The following is an 18,071-nucleotide window of genomic DNA, read 5'->3' on the forward strand; positions in this document are numbered from 1 at the left end:
CCGCCGGTCTGGCTTTCATCACTCAATTCGATTTCAGCGACATGGAAAACACGCAAGAGAATCCGGCTGGTCAACCGGCCGACGAGAGCGGCCGCGACGCGCAGGCTGCGCAACCCCAGGCCGCCGAAGTGCCGCCGGCGGCAGGCGAGGCCGAGGCCGCGCTGGCCGAGGCGCAAGCCAGGATCGCCGACCTGCAGGAAAGCTTCCTGCGGGCCAAGGCCGAAACCGAGAACGTGCGCCGCCGCGGCCAGGACGACGTCGCCAAGGCCCACAAGTTCGCGATCGAGAGCTTCGCCGAGCATCTGCTGCCGGTGATCGACAGCCTCGAGGCCGCGGTCGGCGACAAGTCCGACGACATCGCGAAGGTCCGTGAAGGCGTCGAGCTGACGCTGCGCCAGCTGCAGAGCGCGCTCGAAAAGGGCCGCGTGCAGGTGATCGACCCGGTCGGCGCGAAGTTCGATCCGCACCAGCACCAGGCGATCTCGATGGTGCCGGCCGAACAGGAGCCGAACACCGTCGTCACCGTGTTGCAAAAGGGCTATACGATCGCCGACCGCGTGCTGCGTCCCGCGCTCGTGACGGTCTCGCAGCCGAAGTAAGCGCGCGGCTGGCGCGAAATCGGTGCGTTGTCCGCATCACATCGGCATGACCCAAGCATGATTTGAGCGTTTCCGGCTCGCCGCCGGCGCCGCGCCCCGCGCGCGTCGGCGGCGCGGCCGCGTGACGTTCCGAAGCCGGGCGCGGCGGATTGCGCCCGGCTTCGTGTTGATCAGGGGCCGTATCGGCCCGCGGCGCCCGCCGATTGAAAAAATTGAATAGCCGCATCGCTTTCGGGGTCTTGAAAACGGCGCGAACGCACCTATTTCGTGTGCATGGTTGAATTCGGCGCGGCAAACCGGGCAAAACGCCCCGGAATCCGCAGCAAAACAGAGTTTCTGGAGATTACGAAAAATGGGAAAGATCATCGGTATTGACCTCGGGACCACGAACTCGTGCGTGGCCGTGATGGAAGGCAATCAGGTCAAGGTCATCGAGAACTCGGAAGGCACCCGCACCACGCCGTCGATCATTGCGTACATGGACGACAACGAAGTGCTGGTCGGCGCGCCCGCCAAGCGCCAGTCCGTGACCAACCCGAAGAACACGCTGTTCGCGGTGAAGCGCCTGATCGGCCGCCGCTTCGAAGAGAAGGAAGTGCAGAAGGACATCGGCCTGATGCCCTACTCGATCATCAAGGCCGACAACGGCGACGCCTGGGTCGAAGCGCACGGCGACAAGCTCGCGCCGCCGCAAGTCTCGGCCGAAGTGCTGCGCAAGATGAAGAAGACGGCCGAGGACTACCTCGGCGAGCCGGTCACGGAAGCCGTGATCACGGTGCCGGCCTACTTCAACGACAGCCAGCGCCAGGCCACCAAGGACGCGGGCCGCATCGCCGGCCTGGAAGTCAAGCGGATCATCAACGAGCCGACCGCGGCCGCGCTCGCGTTCGGCCTCGACAAGGCCGAGAAGGGCGACCGCAAGATCGCCGTGTATGACCTCGGCGGCGGCACGTTCGACGTGTCGATCATCGAGATCGCGGACGTGGACGGCGAAATGCAGTTCGAAGTGCTGTCGACCAACGGCGACACGTTCCTCGGCGGCGAGGACTTCGACCAGCGCATCATCGATTACATCATCGGCGAGTTCAAGAAGGAGCAGGGCGTCGACCTGTCGAAGGACGTGCTCGCGCTGCAGCGCCTGAAGGAAGCGGCCGAGAAGGCGAAGATCGAACTGTCGTCGAGCCAGCAGACCGAGATCAACCTGCCGTACATCACGGCCGACGCCTCGGGCCCGAAGCACTTGAACCTGAAGATCACGCGCGCCAAGCTGGAAGCGCTGGTCGAGGAACTGGTCGAGCGCACCATCGAGCCGTGCCGCATCGCGATCAAGGACGCCGGCGTGAAGGTGTCGGACATCGACGACGTGATCCTGGTCGGCGGCCAGACGCGCATGCCGAAGGTGCAGGAGAAGGTCAAGGAGTTCTTCGGCAAGGAACCGCGCCGCGACGTGAACCCGGACGAAGCCGTCGCCGTGGGCGCCGCGATCCAGGGCCAGGTGCTGTCGGGCGACCGCAAGGACGTGCTGCTGCTCGACGTGACCCCGCTGTCGCTCGGCATCGAGACGCTCGGCGGCGTGATGACGAAGATGATCAACAAGAACACCACGATCCCGACGAAGCACGCGCAGGTCTACTCGACGGCCGACGACAACCAGGGCGCCGTGACGATCAAGGTGTTCCAGGGCGAGCGCGAGATGGCGGCCGGCAACAAGCTGCTCGGCGAGTTCAACCTCGAAGGCATCCCGCCGGCACCGCGCGGCGTGCCGCAGATCGAGGTGACGTTCGACATCGACGCGAACGGCATCCTGCACGTCGGCGCGAAGGACAAGGCGACCGGCAAGGAAAACAAGATCACCATCAAGGCGAACTCGGGCCTGTCGGAAGCCGAGATCGACAAGATGATCAAGGACGCCGAAGCGAACGCGGCCGAAGACCAGAAGCTGCGTGAGCGCGCCGACGCGCGCAATCAGGGCGACGCGCTCGTCCACAGCACGAAGAAGGCGGTGGCCGAGTACGGCGACAAGCTCGACGCGGGCGAGAAGGAAAAGATCGAGTCGGCGCTGAAGGACCTCGAGGACGTGCTGAAGGACGCCTCGGCCGAGAAGGAAGCGATCGAGGCGAAGGTCGAGGCGCTGTCGACGGCTTCGCAGAAGCTCGGCGAAAAGATGTACGCCGACATGCAGGCGCAGCAGGCCGGTGCCGCCGGCGCGGCGGGCGCGGCCGAAGGCGCGGCGCATGCGGGCGGCGCGAGCGCGGCGGCCGACGACGTCGTCGATGCCGACTTCAAGGAAGTGAAGAAGGACTGAAGTCGGGAAGCGGCCGTGCCGCGCGGCACGGCCGCTTCCGATCCGCCCCGTCACTGCCGGACGGGCGGATCATCCCTGCGCCTGGCGGGCCTTGCGGCTCGCCGGGCACATTCGTTTTATGGCGGGCGGCGCGCGAGCGCCGCTCTACAGGTCGCAAGACTTTACTGGAAGCGAGAGGAGCCGCCCGCGCGAGGTGCGCAGCGGCAGTGAACCGATATGGCGAAACGGGATTACTACGAGGTTCTGGGCGTCGCGAAGAACGCGAGCGACGACGAAATCAAGAAGGCATATCGCAAGCTCGCGATGAAGTACCACCCCGACCGCAATCCGGACAGCAAGGATGCGGAAGAGCGTTTCAAGGAGGTGAAGGAAGCCTATGAAATGCTCTCGGACGACCAGAAGCGGGCGGCCTACGACCAGTACGGCCACGCGGGCGTCGATCCGAACATGGGCGGCGCCGGCGCGCAGGGCTTCGGCGGCTTCGCCGACGCATTCGGCGACATCTTCGGCGACATCTTCGGCCAGGCCGCGGGCGGTGCCGCGCGCGGCGGCCGCGGCGGCCCGCAGGTCTATCGCGGCGCCGACCTGCGCTACAGTATGGAAATCACGCTGGAGCAGGCCGCGCACGGCTACGAGACGCAGATCCGCGTGCCGAGCTGGGTCTCGTGCGAGATCTGTCACGGCTCCGGCGCGAAGCCGGGCACCAAGCCCGACACCTGCCCGACCTGCCACGGCCAGGGCTCGGTGCGCATGTCGCAGGGTTTCTTCAGCATCCAGCAGACCTGCCCGAAGTGCCACGGCACCGGCACCTACATCCCGGAACCATGCGCGCACTGCCACGGCTCGGGCAAGGTGAAGGAAACCAAGACGCTGGAAGTGAAGATCCCGGCCGGGATCGACGACGGCATGCGGATCCGCTCGGCCGGCAACGGCGAGCCCGGCATCAACGGCGGGCCGTCGGGCGACCTCTACGTCGAGATCCACATCAAATCGCACTCGGTGTTCGAGCGCGACGGCGACGACCTGCACTGCCAGATGCCGATCCCGTTCACGACGGCGGCGCTGGGCGGCGAGATCGAGGTGCCGACGCTGGCCGGCCGCGCCTCGTTCACGGTGCCCGAAGGCACGCAGTCGGGCAAGACGTTCCGGCTGCGCGGCAAGGGCATCAAGGGGCTGCGTTCGAGCATCGCCGGCGATCTCTACGTCCACGTGCAGATCGAGACGCCGGTCAAGCTGACCGACGCGCAGCGCGACCTGCTCAAGCAGTTCGAGCAGTCGCTGGCCGAAGGCGGCGGTCGCCACAGCCCGCAGAGCAAAAGCTGGTTCGACCGGGTGAAGAGCTTCTTCGAGTGATCGGAAGGGTGGCAACATGACTGAAGTCGGAGCCGGCGCGCCGTTCGCGCTGCTCGACGACTGCGACTCGACCGCGTCCGCGCGGTCGAGTCGTTTGTACACGGGCTTTTCGCACCAGCGCGTCTGCACCGGTCCGGCCGCACTCGACGCCGTCTGCGCGGCGGTGGCGGCCGACGCGGCGCGCGGCCTGCACGCGGTGGTGCTCGGCGACTACGCGTTCGGCCGCAACCTGCAGCGCGGCGTGGCCGGCGACACCGAGGCCGACGGCGCGCTGCGCTTCCTGCTGTTCACCTCGCTCGCGCGGCTCTCGCGCGACGAGGTCGAGGCGTGGCTCGCCGCGCACGACGCTGGAGGCGGCGGCCCCGGTGGCGAGCCCTCGGCGGCCGGCGTCGCGCGGCTACGCAAGAGCGTCACGCGCGGCGAATTCGACGCGGCGATCGACGCGATCCACGCCGCGCTGCGCGCCGGCGATTCCTACCAGGTCAACTACACCTATCGGCTCGGCTTCGAGGCGCACGGCTCGCCGCTCGCGCTGTACCGGCGGCTGCGCGCGCGCCAGCCGGTGCGCTACGGCGCGCTGGTCGCGCTGCCGGGCGACCGCTGGGTGCTGTCGTGCTCGCCCGAGCTGTTCGTCGAGAAGGCCGGCGCGCGGCTGCGCACGCGGCCGATGAAGGGCACCGCGCCGCGTTCGGCCGATCCCGCCGCCGACGCGCGCGCCGCGACGTTTCTCGCCGGCGACGCGAAGAACCGCGCCGAGAACCTGATGATCGTCGACCTGCTGCGCAACGACGTCTCGCGCGTGGCCGTGACGGGCTCGGTGCGCGTGCCGGCGCTGTTCACCGTCGAGCCCTACGCGTCGGTCTGGCAGATGACCTCGACCGTCGAGGCCGAGGCGCGGCCCGAGGCCGGCTTCGCCGACCTGCTGCGCGCACTGTTCCCGTGCGGCTCGATCACGGGTGCGCCGAAGCACGGCACGATGGCACTGATCGACGCGCTCGAATCGACGCCGCGCGGCCTCTACACCGGCGCGCTCGGCTGGCTCGACGCGGCGCCGCCCGGCGCCGCCTGCGGCGACTTCTGCCTGTCGGTGACGATCCGCACGCTGGTGCTCGCGGCGCGCCGCGCCGACGGCTGGCGCGCCGGTACAATGGGCGTCGGCGCCGGCATCGTGCTCGACAGCGCCGCCCCTGACGAATACGCGGAGTGCGAATTGAAGGCCAGCTTCCTGACCGATGCCGACCCCGGCTTCCAGCTGTTCGAGACGATGCATGCGACGCGCGCCGACGGCGTGCGCCATCTCGCGCGCCACCTCGCGCGGCTCGCCGCCAGTGCCGAGGCGCTCGGTTTCGCCTGCGATCGCGCGGCGCTCGAGACGCAGATCGCCGAGCGGGTGGCGTCGTTCGACGGCGACGGCGCGATCCGCCTGCGCGCGGCGCTGGCCAAAGACGGCACGCTCGAACTGGTGGCGGCGCCGATGGCGGCGCTGGCCGCGCCCGGCGTCACGGTGCTGCTCGCGGCCGAGCATGGTTTCGCGCCGACCGCGTCGTCCGATCCGCTGCTCGCGCACAAGACCACGCGCCGCGCCGAATACGATCGCGCCTGGCGCGAGGCCGAGGCGGCCGGCGCGTTCGACATGCTGTTCGTCAACGAGCGCGGCGAGCTGACCGAGGGCGGGCGCACCAGCCTGTTCGTGCGGCTCGACGGGCGCTGGTATACGCCGCAGCTCGCCTGCGGGCTGTTGCCCGGCGTGATGCGCGCGGCACTGCTCGCCGACGCGGCCTGGGACGCGAGCGAGCGCGTGATGACGCCCGACGACCTGCTGCGCGCCGACGCGCTGATGGTCTGCAACGCGCTGCGCGGCGCGGTGCCGGCCACGCTGCGTCGCGCCTGAGGACACAACGGCGCGACGCGCGGCGTCGCACGTTCCAGTGAATGCGTGACATGAAAAAGGCGCGGCACCCACCGGGGATGCCGCGCCTTTTTCGTTTTCGTTGGCGGCGCGCCGCCCGCGCGCCTTACGCCACCCTCAGAACGAATGCTCCGGGCCGGGGAAGCTGCCGTCCTTGACGGCGCGCACGTAGGCCTCGACGGCCGCGAAGATGCTCGGCTGGCCGTGCATGAAATCCTTCACGAAGCGCGGGCGCTTGCCGGGGAAGATGCCGAGCATGTCGTGCAGCACCAGCACCTGGCCCGAGCAGTTGAGGCCGGCGCCGATCCCGATGGTCGGCGTGCGGATCGCCGCGGTCAGCTCCGAGGCCACCAGCGTCGGCACCGCCTCCAGCACCATCAGCTGCGCGCCGGCCTGCTCCAGCGCCTGCGCGTCGCGCAGCAGCTGCGCGGCGCCGGCCTCGGTCTTGCCCTGCACCTTGAAGCCGCCGAACGCATGGACCGATTGCGGCGTGAGCCCGAGGTGCGGACACACCGGCACCGCGCGCTCGACCAGAAAGCGCACCGTCTCGGCGAGCCATTCGCCGCCTTCGAGCTTGACCATCTGCGCGCCGGCGCGCATCAGCTTGACCGAGCTCGCGAACGCCTCGGCCGGCGTGCCGTAGGTGCCGAACGGCAGGTCGGCGACGATCAGCGCGCGCGGCTGCGCGCGCGCCACGCAGGCGGTGTGGTAGGCGATCTCGTCGAGCGTGACGGGCAGCGTGGTGGTCTGGCCTTGCAGCACGTTGCCGAGCGAATCGCCGATCAGCAGCGCGTCGACGCCGGCGCGATCGAGCAGCGACGCGAAGCTCGCGTCGTAGCAGGTCAGCATCGCGATCTTGTCGCCCGCGTCGCGCATGGCCTGCAGTTTCGGCACGGTCACGGCCGCGCGGCTCGATTCCTGGAGGTAGGTCATGGAGGGTCCGGTTTCGTGGAGAAAAACAGGCGGCGCCGCGATCCGCCTCAGCGGCCGGCGCCGCCCTTGACGAAGGATTCCTTGCGCCCGCGCATCGTCTCGATGCGCGTCATCAGCAGGGCAAGGTCGTCCGGCGAGTCGAGCGGATTCAGGTGTTCCGCCGCGACGGTGAGGACCGGCGTGCGGTCGTAGTGATAGAAGAATTCGTTGTAGGCGTCGCACAGCGCGCGCAGGTAGGCGTCGCCGATCTGCAGTTCCATCGCGACGCCGCGCTTCTGGATGCGCGCGTACAGCACCTCGGGGCTGGCCTGCAGGTAGACCACCAGGTCGGGCGCGGGCGCTGGCGCGTCGATGCGCTCGGCCAGCGCGCGGTAGAGCTGCCATTCGTCGTCGGCGAGCGTCAGGCGCGCGAAGATCTCGTTCTTCTGCGGCATGAAATCGGCCACCAGCGCGGCGCCGGCGGCCTGCGCGGCGGCGATCCCGCCGGCCTGGTGCGCGCGCTGCAGCGCGAACGCGAGCTGCGCCGGCAGCGCGTAGCGCGCGCCCTCGCGGTAGAAGCGTTCGAGAAACGGATTGTCCTGCGGGCGCTCGAGCAGCGTGCCCATTCCCCAGCGTTCGGCCAGCAGCGCGGCGAGCGAGGTCTTGCCGACGCCGATCGGCCCCTCGATCGCGAGGTAGCGGTGGGGCGGGCGCGGGTCGGGCGGCGTGACGGTCAGCGGCGTCGCGTTCATCGGCAGCGGCGCGTCTCGTTGGCGGCCTTCATCGCCACCAGGCACTGGCAGGTCTGCACCTTCTCGATACGCTGGTCGGCCACCGCGGCGAGGAACGCCTGGGCGGCGCCGCGCGAGGGAATCGCGAGCGCCGGATCGAGTTCGAGCAGCGGCACCAGCACGAACGCGCGCGCGGTCAGGCGCGGATGGGGCACGACGAGGTCGGGCTCGTCGATCAGATGGTCGCCGTACAGCAGGATGTCGATGTCGAGCGTGCGCGGCGCGTTGCGAAACGGCCGCTCGCGACCGAAGTGGTGCTCGATCTGCTGGCAGAGCCGGAGCAATTCGCGGGCCGGCAGCCGCGTGTCGATCTTGACCGCGCAGTTGTAGTAGTCGTCGCCGCCGGCGTCCACGGGGGCCGTCCGGTACAGGCTCGACTTGCCGATCACGGTGATCAACGTGCATTGCTGCGCGAGGCAGACCACCGCGTCCTTCAACGCCTGGCGCGCATCGCCGAGATTCGCGCCCAGCCCGAGATAAGCAACCGTCATGGCATCCACATCCTACGTCGTTCGACGGCTCAGTCCTGCGCGTCCGGCGCGTCGGCCTCTTGCACGGTGCCGTCGGCCGGCCTGCGGTTGCGCGCGCCGCCGCGGCGGCGGCGCTTGCGCGGTGCCGCCGGGTCGCGCGGGGCGCCGTTCGTGAGCAATGCCTCGCGAGCCGCGGCATCGCCGTCGATGAAATCCGTCCACCATTGCGCGACGGCCGGGTCCAGTTCGCCCGACTCGCTGCGCAGGAGGAGGAAATCATACCCCGCTCTAAACCTTTGGTGTTCCAGCAGCCTCATGGCGCTGCGGCCCGAGCGTTTCTCGAGGCGCAGCTGCAGGCCCCAGATCTCGCGCATGTCGGCCGAATAGCGCTTGTGGATCGCGAGCTTCTCGGTCTGCATCTCGAGCACGTCGTCCATCGCGCGCTGCAGCGCCGGCACCGGGAACTCGCCGTTCGCGACGTTCTGGTTCCAGCGCTGGCGCATGTCGTGCCAGAGCAGCGTCGCGAACAAAAAGCCCGGCGACACCGACTTGCCGGCGCGCACGCGCGCGTCGGTGTTGTTGAGCGCGAGCGTGATGAACTTCTCGCCCTGCGGCTGTTCCAGCACCACGTCGAGCAGCGGCAGCAGCCCGTGGTGCAGGCCCTCGCTGCGCAGCTGCCTGAGGCAGGCGAGCGCGTGGCCCGAGAGCAGCAGCTTCAGCATCTCGTCGAACAGGCGCGCGGCGGGCACGTTGTTGATCAGGTCGGCGAGCGGCTGGATCGGCTCGCGCGTGTGCGGCTCGATGTCGAAGCCGAGCTTGGCCGCGAAGCGCACCACGCGCAGCATCCGCACCGGATCCTCGCGGTAGCGCGTGGCCGGATCGCCGATCATGCGCAACAGTCGTGCGCGCACGTCGGCCATGCCGTCGTGGTAGTCGAGCACGGTCTGCGTGGCGGGGTCGTAGTACATCGCGTTGATCGTGAAGTCGCGGCGCGCCGCGTCCTCGTGCTGCTCGCCCCAGACGTTGTCGCGCAGCACCCGCCCGCTGGCGTCCACCGCATGGGTGCGGCGGTCCAGCTCGTCGCGCTTCATGCGCCGCGGCGGCGCGGCGTCGGCGGGGGCCGCCGCGGGCGCGTCGGCCGGCGCGTCCACCAGCGCGCGGAACGTCGAGACCTCGATCAGCTCCTGGCCGAACTGGACATGGACGATCTGGAACCGGCGGCCGATCAGGCGGGCGCGGCGGAACAGCCGCTGCACCTCGGTGGGCGTCGCGTCGGTGGCGACGTCGAAATCCTTCGGCGCGATGCCGAGCAGCAGATCGCGTACCGCGCCGCCGACGATGAACGCGCGGAAGCCGGCCTGCTGCAGCGTGTCGGTCACGCGCACGGCGTTGCGCGAGATCAGCGACGGATCGATGCCATGCACGGCGGCCGGCACGAGGGTCGGCTCGGTGCGGCTCGCGGCGACCTTCGCGGCATCGCGCGCGGCCTGCTTCTTCGCGGCGGCGACGGCGGCCGGCGAGGCGGCCGCGGGGCCGGTGGAGGGCGGGGCGGCGTCGGCCGAGCCGGGGGTGTCCTGGGCGGCGGAATCGTCCTGCCCGAGCAGCTTGCGGATGAGTTTCTTGATCACGACGGTTGGAAGAGGTCGAGGACGCGCCAGCCGTGTTCGCGGGCATGCGCACGCAGCGTGTCGTCGGGGTTGGTCGCGACCGGATCGGTCACTTTCTCGAGCAGCGGAATGTCGTTGTGCGAGTCGCTGTAGAAGTAGCTGCGTTCGAAGTCGGCGAGGCGTTTGCCGAGCGAGGCGAGCCACGCCTCGGTGCGCGCGATCTTGCCCTCGCGGAAGCTCGGCGTGCCGGTCGCGCGGCCGGTGAGCGCCGAGGCCGGATCGCCGTCGACGGTTTCGACGTCGCAGGCGATCAGCGTCTCGACGCCGAACGCGTCGGCGATCGGCCGCGTCACGAACGCGTTGGTCGCGGTGACGATGCAGCAGAGATCGCCCGCCTGCTGGTGCTCGCGCACCAGCTCGAGCGCGGCCGGCAGCATCGCGGGCCGGATCACCTCGTGCATGTACTGCTCGTGCCACGCGTCGAGCTGCGCGCGCGGATGCTGCGCGAGCGGCGCCAGCACCGCGGCCAGATAGGCATGGATGTCGAGCGTGCCGGCCTTGTAGTCGGCGTAGAAGCGATCGTTCTGACGCGTGAAGCTGTCAGCGTCGACGAGGCCGAGCTTGACGATGAAGCGGCCCCATTCGTGGTCGCTGTCGGTCGGGATCAACGTGTGATCGAGGTCAAAGAGTGCCAGATTTGTCATGGAAGGGCATTTTACTTGAAGCTACTTGATCCGGCCGGAAGTGTCCGCCTCGCGCTCCAGCGCGGCCAGCAGCGCACGCAGCAGCGGCAGCGTGACCGCGCGTTTCTGTTCGAGCGAGAAGCGGTCGAGCGCGTCGAGCAGGGCCATCAGGCTCGGCATGTCGCGCCGGTAGTGGGTGAGCAGGTAGGCGGGCACGTCGTCGGCGATCGCGATGCCGCGCGCCTTGGCGGCCTGCTTGAAGACGGCCGCCTTGTCGGCGTCCGACAGCGGCGCGAGATGGAACACCAGGCCCCAGCCCAGCCGCGTGCGCAGATCCTCGCGCACGTCGAGCGCGAGCGGCGCGGCCGGGCCGGCGCCGACGAACGCGCTCGACGGATGCGCGCGCACCTCGTTGAACAGGTTGAACAAGGCGATCTGCTGGGTGTCGCTCATCGCGTCGATGTCGTCGACGGCGTACAGCGAGACGCGCGGATCGAACGCGATCGCGCCGAGCGGGCTTTGCGGCGTGAGGTAGCGCGCGCTGCCATACGAGGTGTCGTAGACGAGCGCCTGCAGCAGATGGCTGCGGCCGCTGCCGGCCTCGCCCCAGACGTAGAACGAGCGGTCGGCCACCGGGCCGGCGGCGAGCGCGAGGTCGAGCCGGCGCAGCCGCGAGACGAGCTCGTCGTTCGGCCCGATGGTGAAGTTCTCGAACGTCGCGGGCGGCGGCGTGCCGAGGTCGAGCGTCAGTTGACGGGTGGCGGTCACGGTGCGGATCGGGTGAGGTCGGGCTCGCGCCGTGCGGCGGCGGGGAACGGGCGCCGGGCGGTCGCTGCTGCTGCTGCTGTTGCTGCTTCCACGGCGGTGGGGCCGATGCCGCGCGTTCGCCGTTGCTGCCGTTGCGGCGCTGCCGCCGTCGTCGTCGCGGTTTCGGCCGTGGTTTGAGGCGCGGTTTGAGGCGAGATCGCGGCCGCTGTCGCGGCGATCCAGCGCGAGACGCCGCCGCTCCGTCCGCGCGCGCGGCGCGCCCGGGCGCCGGCCGGCATCGTGCCCGCGCCGCGCGCCGGGCCGGCCGGGGGCGACCCGCGCGGCGGCGCGGCGGGCGCCGCTGCCGGCCGCTGGGCCGGCGATGAAAACGGGGACGATTCGGACACGATGCTTTACCTGGAGAGATCGACGCGGGGAATTCGGCCGGGCGTCCGGCTTCGGGTAAAATCGCATTTTACCGACCTTCTCGCATTCCCCCATGACTTCTCCGAAATCCGCTCCCGACGCCCAAGGTCTGTCCTACCGTGACGCCGGCGTCGACATCGACGCGGGCGACGCGCTCGTCGACAAGATCAAGCCCTTTGCCAAGAAAACGCTGCGCGACGGCGTGCTCGGCGGGATCGGCGGATTCGGCGCACTGTTCGAAGTGCCGAAGAAGTACCGGGAGCCGGTGCTGGTGTCGGGCACCGACGGCGTCGGCACCAAGCTCAAGCTCGCGTTCCACCTGAACCGCCACGACACGGTCGGCCAGGATCTGGTCGCGATGAGCGTGAACGACATCCTCGTGCAGGGCGCCGAGCCGCTGTTCTTCCTCGACTACTTCGCGTGCGGCAAGCTCGACGTCGAGACGGCCGCGACGGTCGTGAAGGGCATCGCCACGGGCTGCGAGCTGGCCGGCTGCGCGCTGATCGGCGGCGAGACGGCCGAAATGCCGGGCATGTATCCGGACGGCGAATACGACCTGGCCGGCTTCGCGGTCGGCGCGGTCGAGAAGAGCAGGATCATCGACGGCAGCACGATCGTCGAGGGCGACGTGGTGCTGGGCCTCGCGTCGAGCGGCATCCACTCGAACGGTTTCTCGCTGGTGCGCAAGATCATCGAGCGTGCGAATCCGGACCTCGACGCCGCGTTCGACGGCCGCACGCTGGCCGACGCGCTGATCGCGCCGACCCGCATCTACGTGAAGCCGCTGCTCGCGCTGATGGCGAAGCTGCCGGTCAAGGGCATGGCGCACATCACGGGCGGCGGCCTCGTCGAGAACATCCCGCGCGTGCTGCGCGAGGGCCTGACGGCCGAGCTCGACCAGACCGCCTGGACGCTGCCGCCGCTGTTCCAGTGGCTGCAGCAGCACGGCGGCGTGGCCGACGCGGAAATGCACCGCGTGTTCAACTGCGGGATCGGGATGGCCGTGATCGTCTCGGCGGCCGACGCCGACGCGGCGGTGGCCGAGCTGAGCGCCGCAGGCGAGCAGGTCTGGAAGATCGGCAAGGTGCGCGCCACGCGCGAGGGCGAGGCGCAGACCGTGGTGGTCTGAGGCCGAGGCCGCAAGAGGATCGGTGGCGCGGCGCTCGCGCCGTGCAGCAGGAAGGGCCGCGATTCGCGGCCCTTTTTGTTGGTGGGCGCGGTATCCCTTGGCGCGAGTGGCAGCGGTCGCGCTGCCCGTCGTCCCGCTGATGCCGCCGCGCGCCTAGCCGGCGCCGTGCCGCTCAGGCCGCCGTGTCGAGCACGCGTTCGAGCGCGGCCACGGCCTGCCGCGGGGCGTCGTCGGCGCTGCAGTCCACCACGATGCGCTCCGGCATCGAGCGCAGCCAGGTCAGCTGCCGCTTGCAGAGCTGGCGCGTGGCGAACACGCCCTTGTCGCGCATCGTCGCGAGATCGGTGGCGCCGTCGAGGTATTCCCAGGCCTGCCGGTAGCCGACGCAGCGCATCGACGGCAGGCCGAGATGCAGGTCGCCGCGCCGGCGCAGCCGTTGCACCTCGTCGATGAAGCCGGCCGCGAGCATCGCGTCGAAGCGCGCGGCGATCCGCGCATGCAGCACGGCGCGGTCGGACGGCTCCAGCGCCACCGGCACGAAGCGGTAGCGCCGGGCCTCGTCGCTGGCGGGCGGCGGCGCGGCGAGCAGCGCCGACATCGGCTGGCCGCTCAGTTCGAGGATTTCGAGCGCGCGCTGGATGCGCTGCGCATCGTTCGGCGCGAGCCGCGCGGCGGTGTCCGGGTCGGCCTGCGCGAGCCGCGCGTGCAGCGCCGGCCAGCCGTCGCGCGCGGCCTCGGCGTCGAGCCGCGCGCGCAGTTCCGGATCGGCGGCCGGCAGCGTGTTGAGCCCCTGCGTCAGCGCCCGGTAGTAGAGCATGGTCCCGCCCGCCAGCAGCGGCGTGTGCCCGCGCGCGAGGATCTCGCCGACCACGCGCAGCGCATCGGCGCGGAATTCGGCGGCCGAATAGGCGTCGAGCGGATCGCGGATGTCGATCAGGTGATGCGGCACGCACTCGCGTTCGGCGCGGTCCGGCTTCGCGGTGCCGATGTCCATCCCACGATAGACGAGCGCCGAATCGACGCTGACGATCTCCACCGGCCGCCGCCGGGCCAGCGCCAGCGCCGCGGCGGTCTTGCCCGAGGCGGTCGGGCCGAGCAGGCAGGCGACGGTGACGCGTGCGGAACCGGTCGCGCCGCTCATTGGCCGCGCATGAACAGGCGGTCGAGATCGCCGAGCGTGAGCTGGTACCAGGTCGGCCGGCCGTGATTGCACTGGTCGGCGCGCTCGGTGGCTTCCATCTGGCGCAGCAGCGCGTTCATCTCGTCGAGCGTCAGGCGCCGGTTCGCGCGCACCGCGTGATGGCAGGCCAGCGTGCCGAGCAGCTCGTGCTGGCGCTCGGTCAGCACGCGCGAGCCGCCGAATTCGTGCAGGTCGGCCAGCACCGCGCGCGCCAGCGTCGGCAGGTCGGCGTCGCGCAGCAGCGCCGGCACCGCGCGGATCGCGAGCGTGGTGGGCGAGAGCGTCGCCAGGTCGAAGCCGAGCGCGTCGAGCGTCTCGCGCTCCTCTTCGGCGGTGCCGATCTCGACCGGCGTGGCCGACATCGTCACCGGCAGCAGCAGCGACTGCACCGCGATCGCGCGGTTCGCGAGCGCGGCCTTGAACTGCTCGTAGAGGATCCGTTCGTGCGCGGCGTGCATGTCGACGATCACGAGGCCCTGCGCGTTCTGCGCGAGCACGTAGATGCCGTGGATCTGGCCGAGCGCGAAGCCGAGCGGCTGCATGTCGAGTCCGGCGTCGGCCGGCAGCGTGCCGGGCGTGGCGCCGAACGGCGCGGGCTCGGCCGTGCCGGTTGCCTCGCCGCCGGCTTCCTTGCGCCCGAACAGCGCGTCGTAGAGCGCGAGCGGCTGCGCGACGGGCAGCGTGCCCTGGGTCATGCGCGACTGGCGCGTCCAGGTGTTGCCGGAGCCCGAGCCCGGGCGTGCGGTGCCGCCGCCGAATCCGCCGCTGCTGCCGCCGGCCGAACCGAAGCCGCCCGCCGCGCGGCCGAAGCCGCCGGCCGTGCCCGACGACGCGCCACCGCCGGAGCTGGAACCGAAGCCGCCGCCGAGGCCGCCAAGGCTGCCGACACCACCCGCGGCCCCGTCGGCCGCGCGCGCGGTCGCGTCGCCGGCCTCGCCGCCCGCGAGCCCGAGCGGCGCGCGTTCGAGCGCGGCCCCCGCGCCGGCCGGCGCCAGATGCGCGGCGTGGCCGCCCGCCGTGGTTTCGGGCGAGGCGCCCGCGTGCCGCGCGAGCGCGCGCTGCACGGCATGGAACACGTACTGGTGGATCGAACGCGAGTCGCGGAACCGCACCTCGATCTTCGACGGATGCACGTTCACGTCGACGGCCTCGGGCGGCAGGTCGAGGAACAGCACGTAGGACGGGTAGCGGTCGCCGTGCAGCACGTCCTCGTAGGCGGCGCGCACCGCGTGCGTGAGCAGCTTGTCACGCACGAAGCGGCCGTTGACGAAGAAGTATTGCTGGTCGGCGCGGCCGCGGCTCGCGGTGGGCAGGCCCGCGCAGCCGTATACGGCGAGCGGCCCGGCCTGCTCGTCGAGCGGCAGGTGCGCGGTGGCGAAACCCTCGCCGAGGATCTTCGCGACGCGCACGGCCGGCTCGCTCGCGTTCCAGTGCTCGACAGCCTTGCCGTTGTGCAGCACCGAGATCGCCACGTCGGGGCGCGCCAGCGCCGCGCGGCGGATCATCTCCAGGCAGTGGCCGAATTCGGTCTGCTCGCTCTTCAGGAACTTGCGGCGCGCGGGCGTGTTGAAGTACAGCTCGCGCACCTCGATGGTGGTGCCGCGCGTGCCGGCCGCGGGCGACAGCGCGCCGGTGTCGGCGTCGATGCGCGTGGCGTGCGGCGCCTGCTCGGTGCGGCTCGTGATCGCCAGTTCGGAGACCGAGGCGATCGAGGCCAGCGCCTCGCCGCGAAAGCCGAGCGTGGCCACCGATTCGAGCTCGACGAGCGAGCGGATCTTGCTGGTGGCGTGGCGCATCAGCGCGAGCGGCAGCTCGTCGGCGGGAATCCCGCAGCCGTCGTCGGTGATCGCGATGCGTTTGACGCCGCCCTCGTCGAGCACGATGCGCAGCGTGGTGGCGCCGGCGTCGAGCGCGTTCTCGAGCAGCTCCTTGACGACGGAGGCCGGGCGCTCGACCACCTCGCCGGCCGCGATCTGGCTGATCAACTGGTCGGGCAGCGGCTGGATCGCGCGCAGCGGGCGCGGGCCGGCCGCAGTGGCGCGGGCGCTCGCGGGAGCGTCGGCGGCGTCGGTGGAATCGGTGAATTCGGACATGCCGGAATTATAACGACGCCGCCGCGCGCGCACCGGCGCTGCCGGGCGACACAAATTTTTTCAAGTGCGTTGACGGGCGCTCAAGTTTCCTTCGGTATCATCTCGCCGGTTGCGTTGGCCCGGCCGGCGGCGCGCCCGTCCGGCTTTCCCGCTGTTTTGTCCCCAGTCCGCGCGCCCCCAATTCGCGCGCTCGCCCCGCCCTGTTCCCGAATCGAAGGAAACGTCTTGGATACGCTGATTCATTTCGTCAACCTGGTCCTGCACATCGACGCGTTCCTCGGCCAGTTCATCCGGCAGTACGGCGCCTGGGTGTATCTGGTGCTGTTCCTGATCGTGTTCTGCGAAACCGGGCTGGTGATCCTGCCGTTCCTGCCCGGCGATTCGCTGCTGTTCATCGCGGGCGCGTTCGCCGCGTCCGGCGAGATGAGCGTGGCGGCGCTGATCGTGCTGCTGCTCGCGGCGGCCATCCTCGGCAACACCGTCAACTACCTGCTCGGCCGCGCGATCGGGCCGAAGGTGTTCGACACGCACGTGCCGGTGCTCGAACGCTTCCTCGACCGCGCCGCGCTGCAGAAGACCCACGATTTCTACGAACGCCACGGCGGCAAGACGCTGGTGCTGGCGCGCTTCATTCCGGTGGTGCGCACCTTCGCGCCGTTCGTCGCCGGCGTCTCGGCGATGCGCTTCGCGCGCTTCCAGCTCTTCAACGTGGCCGGCGCGCTGGGCTGGGTGCTGCTGCTCACGCTGCTCGGCTATTTCTTCGGCAACATCCCGTTCATCCGCCAGTACCTGAACGTGATCGTGCTGGTGGGGATCGGCGCGGCGGCCGTGCCGGTCGTGATCGGCGCGCTCTGGAAGCTGTTGCGCGGGCGGGCGAACCCCTCGCGCGGCGGCTCGAACGCGCCGCGCGAGCGCGGCTGAGGCCCACGCCGCCGCGGCCGGACTGTCGCGATCCGCTCGCCCCGATCGCTGCCCCGGTCCGGCCTGAAAACGACGACGCCCGCTCCCTTCGAGCGGGCGTCGTCGCTTGCGGCGCGCGGGCCGGGCTTCAGCCGGCCGCGCGCTGGATGGTCGGCGTTTCCGGCGTCGGGTAGCCGGCCTGGCGGAACGTGTCGAGGATCACGTGCTGCGCGTCGCAGTAGACCTGCCAGTAGCTGGCGGGCGGCGTGCAGGGCCGCACGAACAGCAGCGGGCCTTCCGGCGTGAACTGCAGGATGCCGACGTCGGGCGCGGGCGTGGCCATCACGTTCGGGATCGTCGCCACCGCGGCCTTCAGCTTCGCGATCGCCTCGACCGCGTCGACGCCGTGGGCGATCTTGGCGGTCAGGTCCACGCGGCGATGCGGCGTCGCGCTGTAGTTGGCGATGTTGTCGGAGAAGATCTTGTTGTTGCCGACGATCGTCACGACGTTGTCGCCGGTCAGGATGGTGGTGCTGAACAGCCCCAGCTCCTTGACGGTGCCGGTCACGCCGGCCGCCGAGATCGAATCGCCGACCTTGAACGGGCGCAGCACCTGCAGGAACACGCCGGCCGCGAAGTGCGCGAGCAGGCCGCCCCAGGCGGTGCCGACCGCGAGGCCGATGCCGGCCAGCAGCGCCGCGAACGAGGTGGTCTGCACGCCGAACACCTGCAGGATCGCGAGGATCAGCACGATGGTCAGCAGCACGCTGACCACCGACGACAGGTAATAGGCGAGCGTGGTGTCGACGCGCCCGCTGCGCTGCACGAGCCGGCCGAGCAGGCGCGTGGACAGGCGGATCAGCCAGCGGCCGACGATCCACAGCGCGATCGCGGCGAGCACCTTGAGGCCGAAGTCGAGGCCGCGGGTCATCAGGAATTGTTGGGCGGTAGCGAGTTCCACCATGGG

Annotated in this window: 15 protein-coding genes; 6 read left to right on the top strand and 9 right to left on the bottom strand. The window is 70.4% G+C overall.

What is annotated here, in order from left to right:
• Nucleotides 1-41: 41 nt before the first annotated feature.
• The 4 genes from grpE to pabB all read left to right on the top strand — a co-directional run bounded on the left by grpE (nt 42) and on the right by pabB (nt 6,148).
• Entirely contained in the window at nt 42-599 is a 558-nt protein-coding gene (gene grpE, locus BpN12_RS17760) for a nucleotide exchange factor GrpE (protein WP_042623925.1), read from the top strand.
• 352 nt (nt 600-951) lie between these two features.
• The gene (dnaK, locus tag BpN12_RS17765) at nt 952-2,904 is read left to right on the top strand and encodes a molecular chaperone DnaK (RefSeq protein ID WP_246796812.1); all 1,953 of its coding nucleotides are present in this window, start codon (nt 952-954) and stop codon (nt 2,902-2,904) included.
• Nucleotides 2,905-3,120: 216 nt separating this feature from the next.
• Nucleotides 3,121-4,257, top strand: coding sequence for a molecular chaperone DnaJ (gene dnaJ, locus BpN12_RS17770; protein ID WP_042623927.1), 1,137 nt, complete (start codon nt 3,121-3,123; stop codon nt 4,255-4,257).
• A gap of 16 nt (nt 4,258-4,273) precedes the next feature.
• Complete coding sequence (gene pabB, locus BpN12_RS17775; RefSeq protein WP_246796813.1) at nt 4,274-6,148, top strand: aminodeoxychorismate synthase component I; 1,875 nt, start codon at nt 4,274-4,276, stop codon at nt 6,146-6,148.
• Between the two features lie 135 nt (nt 6,149-6,283).
• Here pabB and panB read toward each other — a convergent pair whose 3' ends face one another.
• The 6 genes from panB to hda are packed head-to-tail and all read right to left on the bottom strand — an operon-like array spanning nt 6,284 to nt 11,397.
• On the bottom strand, nt 6,284-7,099 hold the full coding sequence (gene panB / locus BpN12_RS17780) for a 3-methyl-2-oxobutanoate hydroxymethyltransferase (protein ID WP_246796814.1): 816 nt from the start codon (nt 7,097-7,099) through the stop codon (nt 6,284-6,286).
• A 47-nt stretch (nt 7,100-7,146) separates the two neighbouring features.
• Nucleotides 7,147-7,830, bottom strand: a complete 684-nt coding sequence (locus BpN12_RS17785) for a deoxynucleoside kinase (RefSeq protein ID WP_246796815.1) — start codon at nt 7,828-7,830, stop codon at nt 7,147-7,149.
• Complete coding sequence (gene folK, locus BpN12_RS17790) at nt 7,827-8,360, bottom strand: 2-amino-4-hydroxy-6-hydroxymethyldihydropteridine diphosphokinase (RefSeq protein ID WP_246796816.1); 534 nt, start codon at nt 8,358-8,360, stop codon at nt 7,827-7,829. Before folK ends, BpN12_RS17785 begins: the two co-directional genes overlap by 4 nt.
• 29 nt (nt 8,361-8,389) lie before the next feature.
• Nucleotides 8,390-9,967, bottom strand: a complete 1,578-nt coding sequence (gene pcnB / locus BpN12_RS17795) for a polynucleotide adenylyltransferase PcnB (RefSeq protein ID WP_246796817.1) — start codon at nt 9,965-9,967, stop codon at nt 8,390-8,392.
• The gene (locus tag BpN12_RS17800) at nt 9,964-10,650 is read right to left on the bottom strand and encodes a histidinol-phosphatase (protein WP_246796818.1); all 687 of its coding nucleotides are present in this window, start codon (nt 10,648-10,650) and stop codon (nt 9,964-9,966) included. The genes pcnB and BpN12_RS17800 overlap by 4 nt, the downstream gene beginning before the upstream one ends.
• A 21-nt stretch (nt 10,651-10,671) precedes the next feature.
• Complete coding sequence (gene hda, locus BpN12_RS17805; RefSeq protein ID WP_246796819.1) at nt 10,672-11,397, bottom strand: DnaA regulatory inactivator Hda; 726 nt, start codon at nt 11,395-11,397, stop codon at nt 10,672-10,674.
• 478 nt (nt 11,398-11,875) lie between these two features.
• Between hda and purM the strand changes: the two genes are divergently transcribed.
• Nucleotides 11,876-12,931, top strand: coding sequence for a phosphoribosylformylglycinamidine cyclo-ligase (gene purM, locus BpN12_RS17810; RefSeq protein WP_042623935.1), 1,056 nt, complete (start codon nt 11,876-11,878; stop codon nt 12,929-12,931).
• Between the two features lie 172 nt (nt 12,932-13,103).
• Here purM and miaA read toward each other — a convergent pair whose 3' ends face one another.
• Both miaA and mutL read right to left on the bottom strand, forming a co-directional pair.
• Nucleotides 13,104-14,072 carry a tRNA (adenosine(37)-N6)-dimethylallyltransferase MiaA gene (gene miaA, locus BpN12_RS17815; RefSeq protein ID WP_246796820.1) on the bottom strand — a complete coding sequence of 323 codons (969 nt, stop codon included), beginning with the start codon at nt 14,070-14,072 and terminating at the stop codon, nt 13,104-13,106.
• Nucleotides 14,069-16,204, bottom strand: a complete 2,136-nt coding sequence (gene mutL / locus BpN12_RS17820; RefSeq protein WP_246796821.1) for a DNA mismatch repair endonuclease MutL — start codon at nt 16,202-16,204, stop codon at nt 14,069-14,071. Before mutL ends, miaA begins: the two co-directional genes overlap by 4 nt.
• 225 nt (nt 16,205-16,429) lie before the next feature.
• On the opposite strand from mutL, the gene BpN12_RS17825 reads away from it, so the two are divergent.
• The gene (locus BpN12_RS17825; RefSeq protein ID WP_246796822.1) at nt 16,430-17,125 is read left to right on the top strand and encodes a DedA family protein; all 696 of its coding nucleotides are present in this window, start codon (nt 16,430-16,432) and stop codon (nt 17,123-17,125) included.
• Nucleotides 17,126-17,252: 127 nt separating this feature from the next.
• Here the strand turns inward: BpN12_RS17825 and BpN12_RS17830 are convergent, their stop codons facing one another.
• Nucleotides 17,253-18,068: a mechanosensitive ion channel family protein gene (locus BpN12_RS17830; protein ID WP_246796824.1), complete on the bottom strand. Its 816-nt coding sequence runs from the start codon at nt 18,066-18,068 to the stop codon at nt 17,253-17,255.
• Between the last annotated feature and the right edge of the window lie 3 nt (nt 18,069-18,071).

This window comes from Burkholderia perseverans, assembly GCF_022870505.1.
Classification (GTDB): domain Bacteria; phylum Pseudomonadota; class Gammaproteobacteria; order Burkholderiales; family Burkholderiaceae; genus Burkholderia; species Burkholderia plantarii.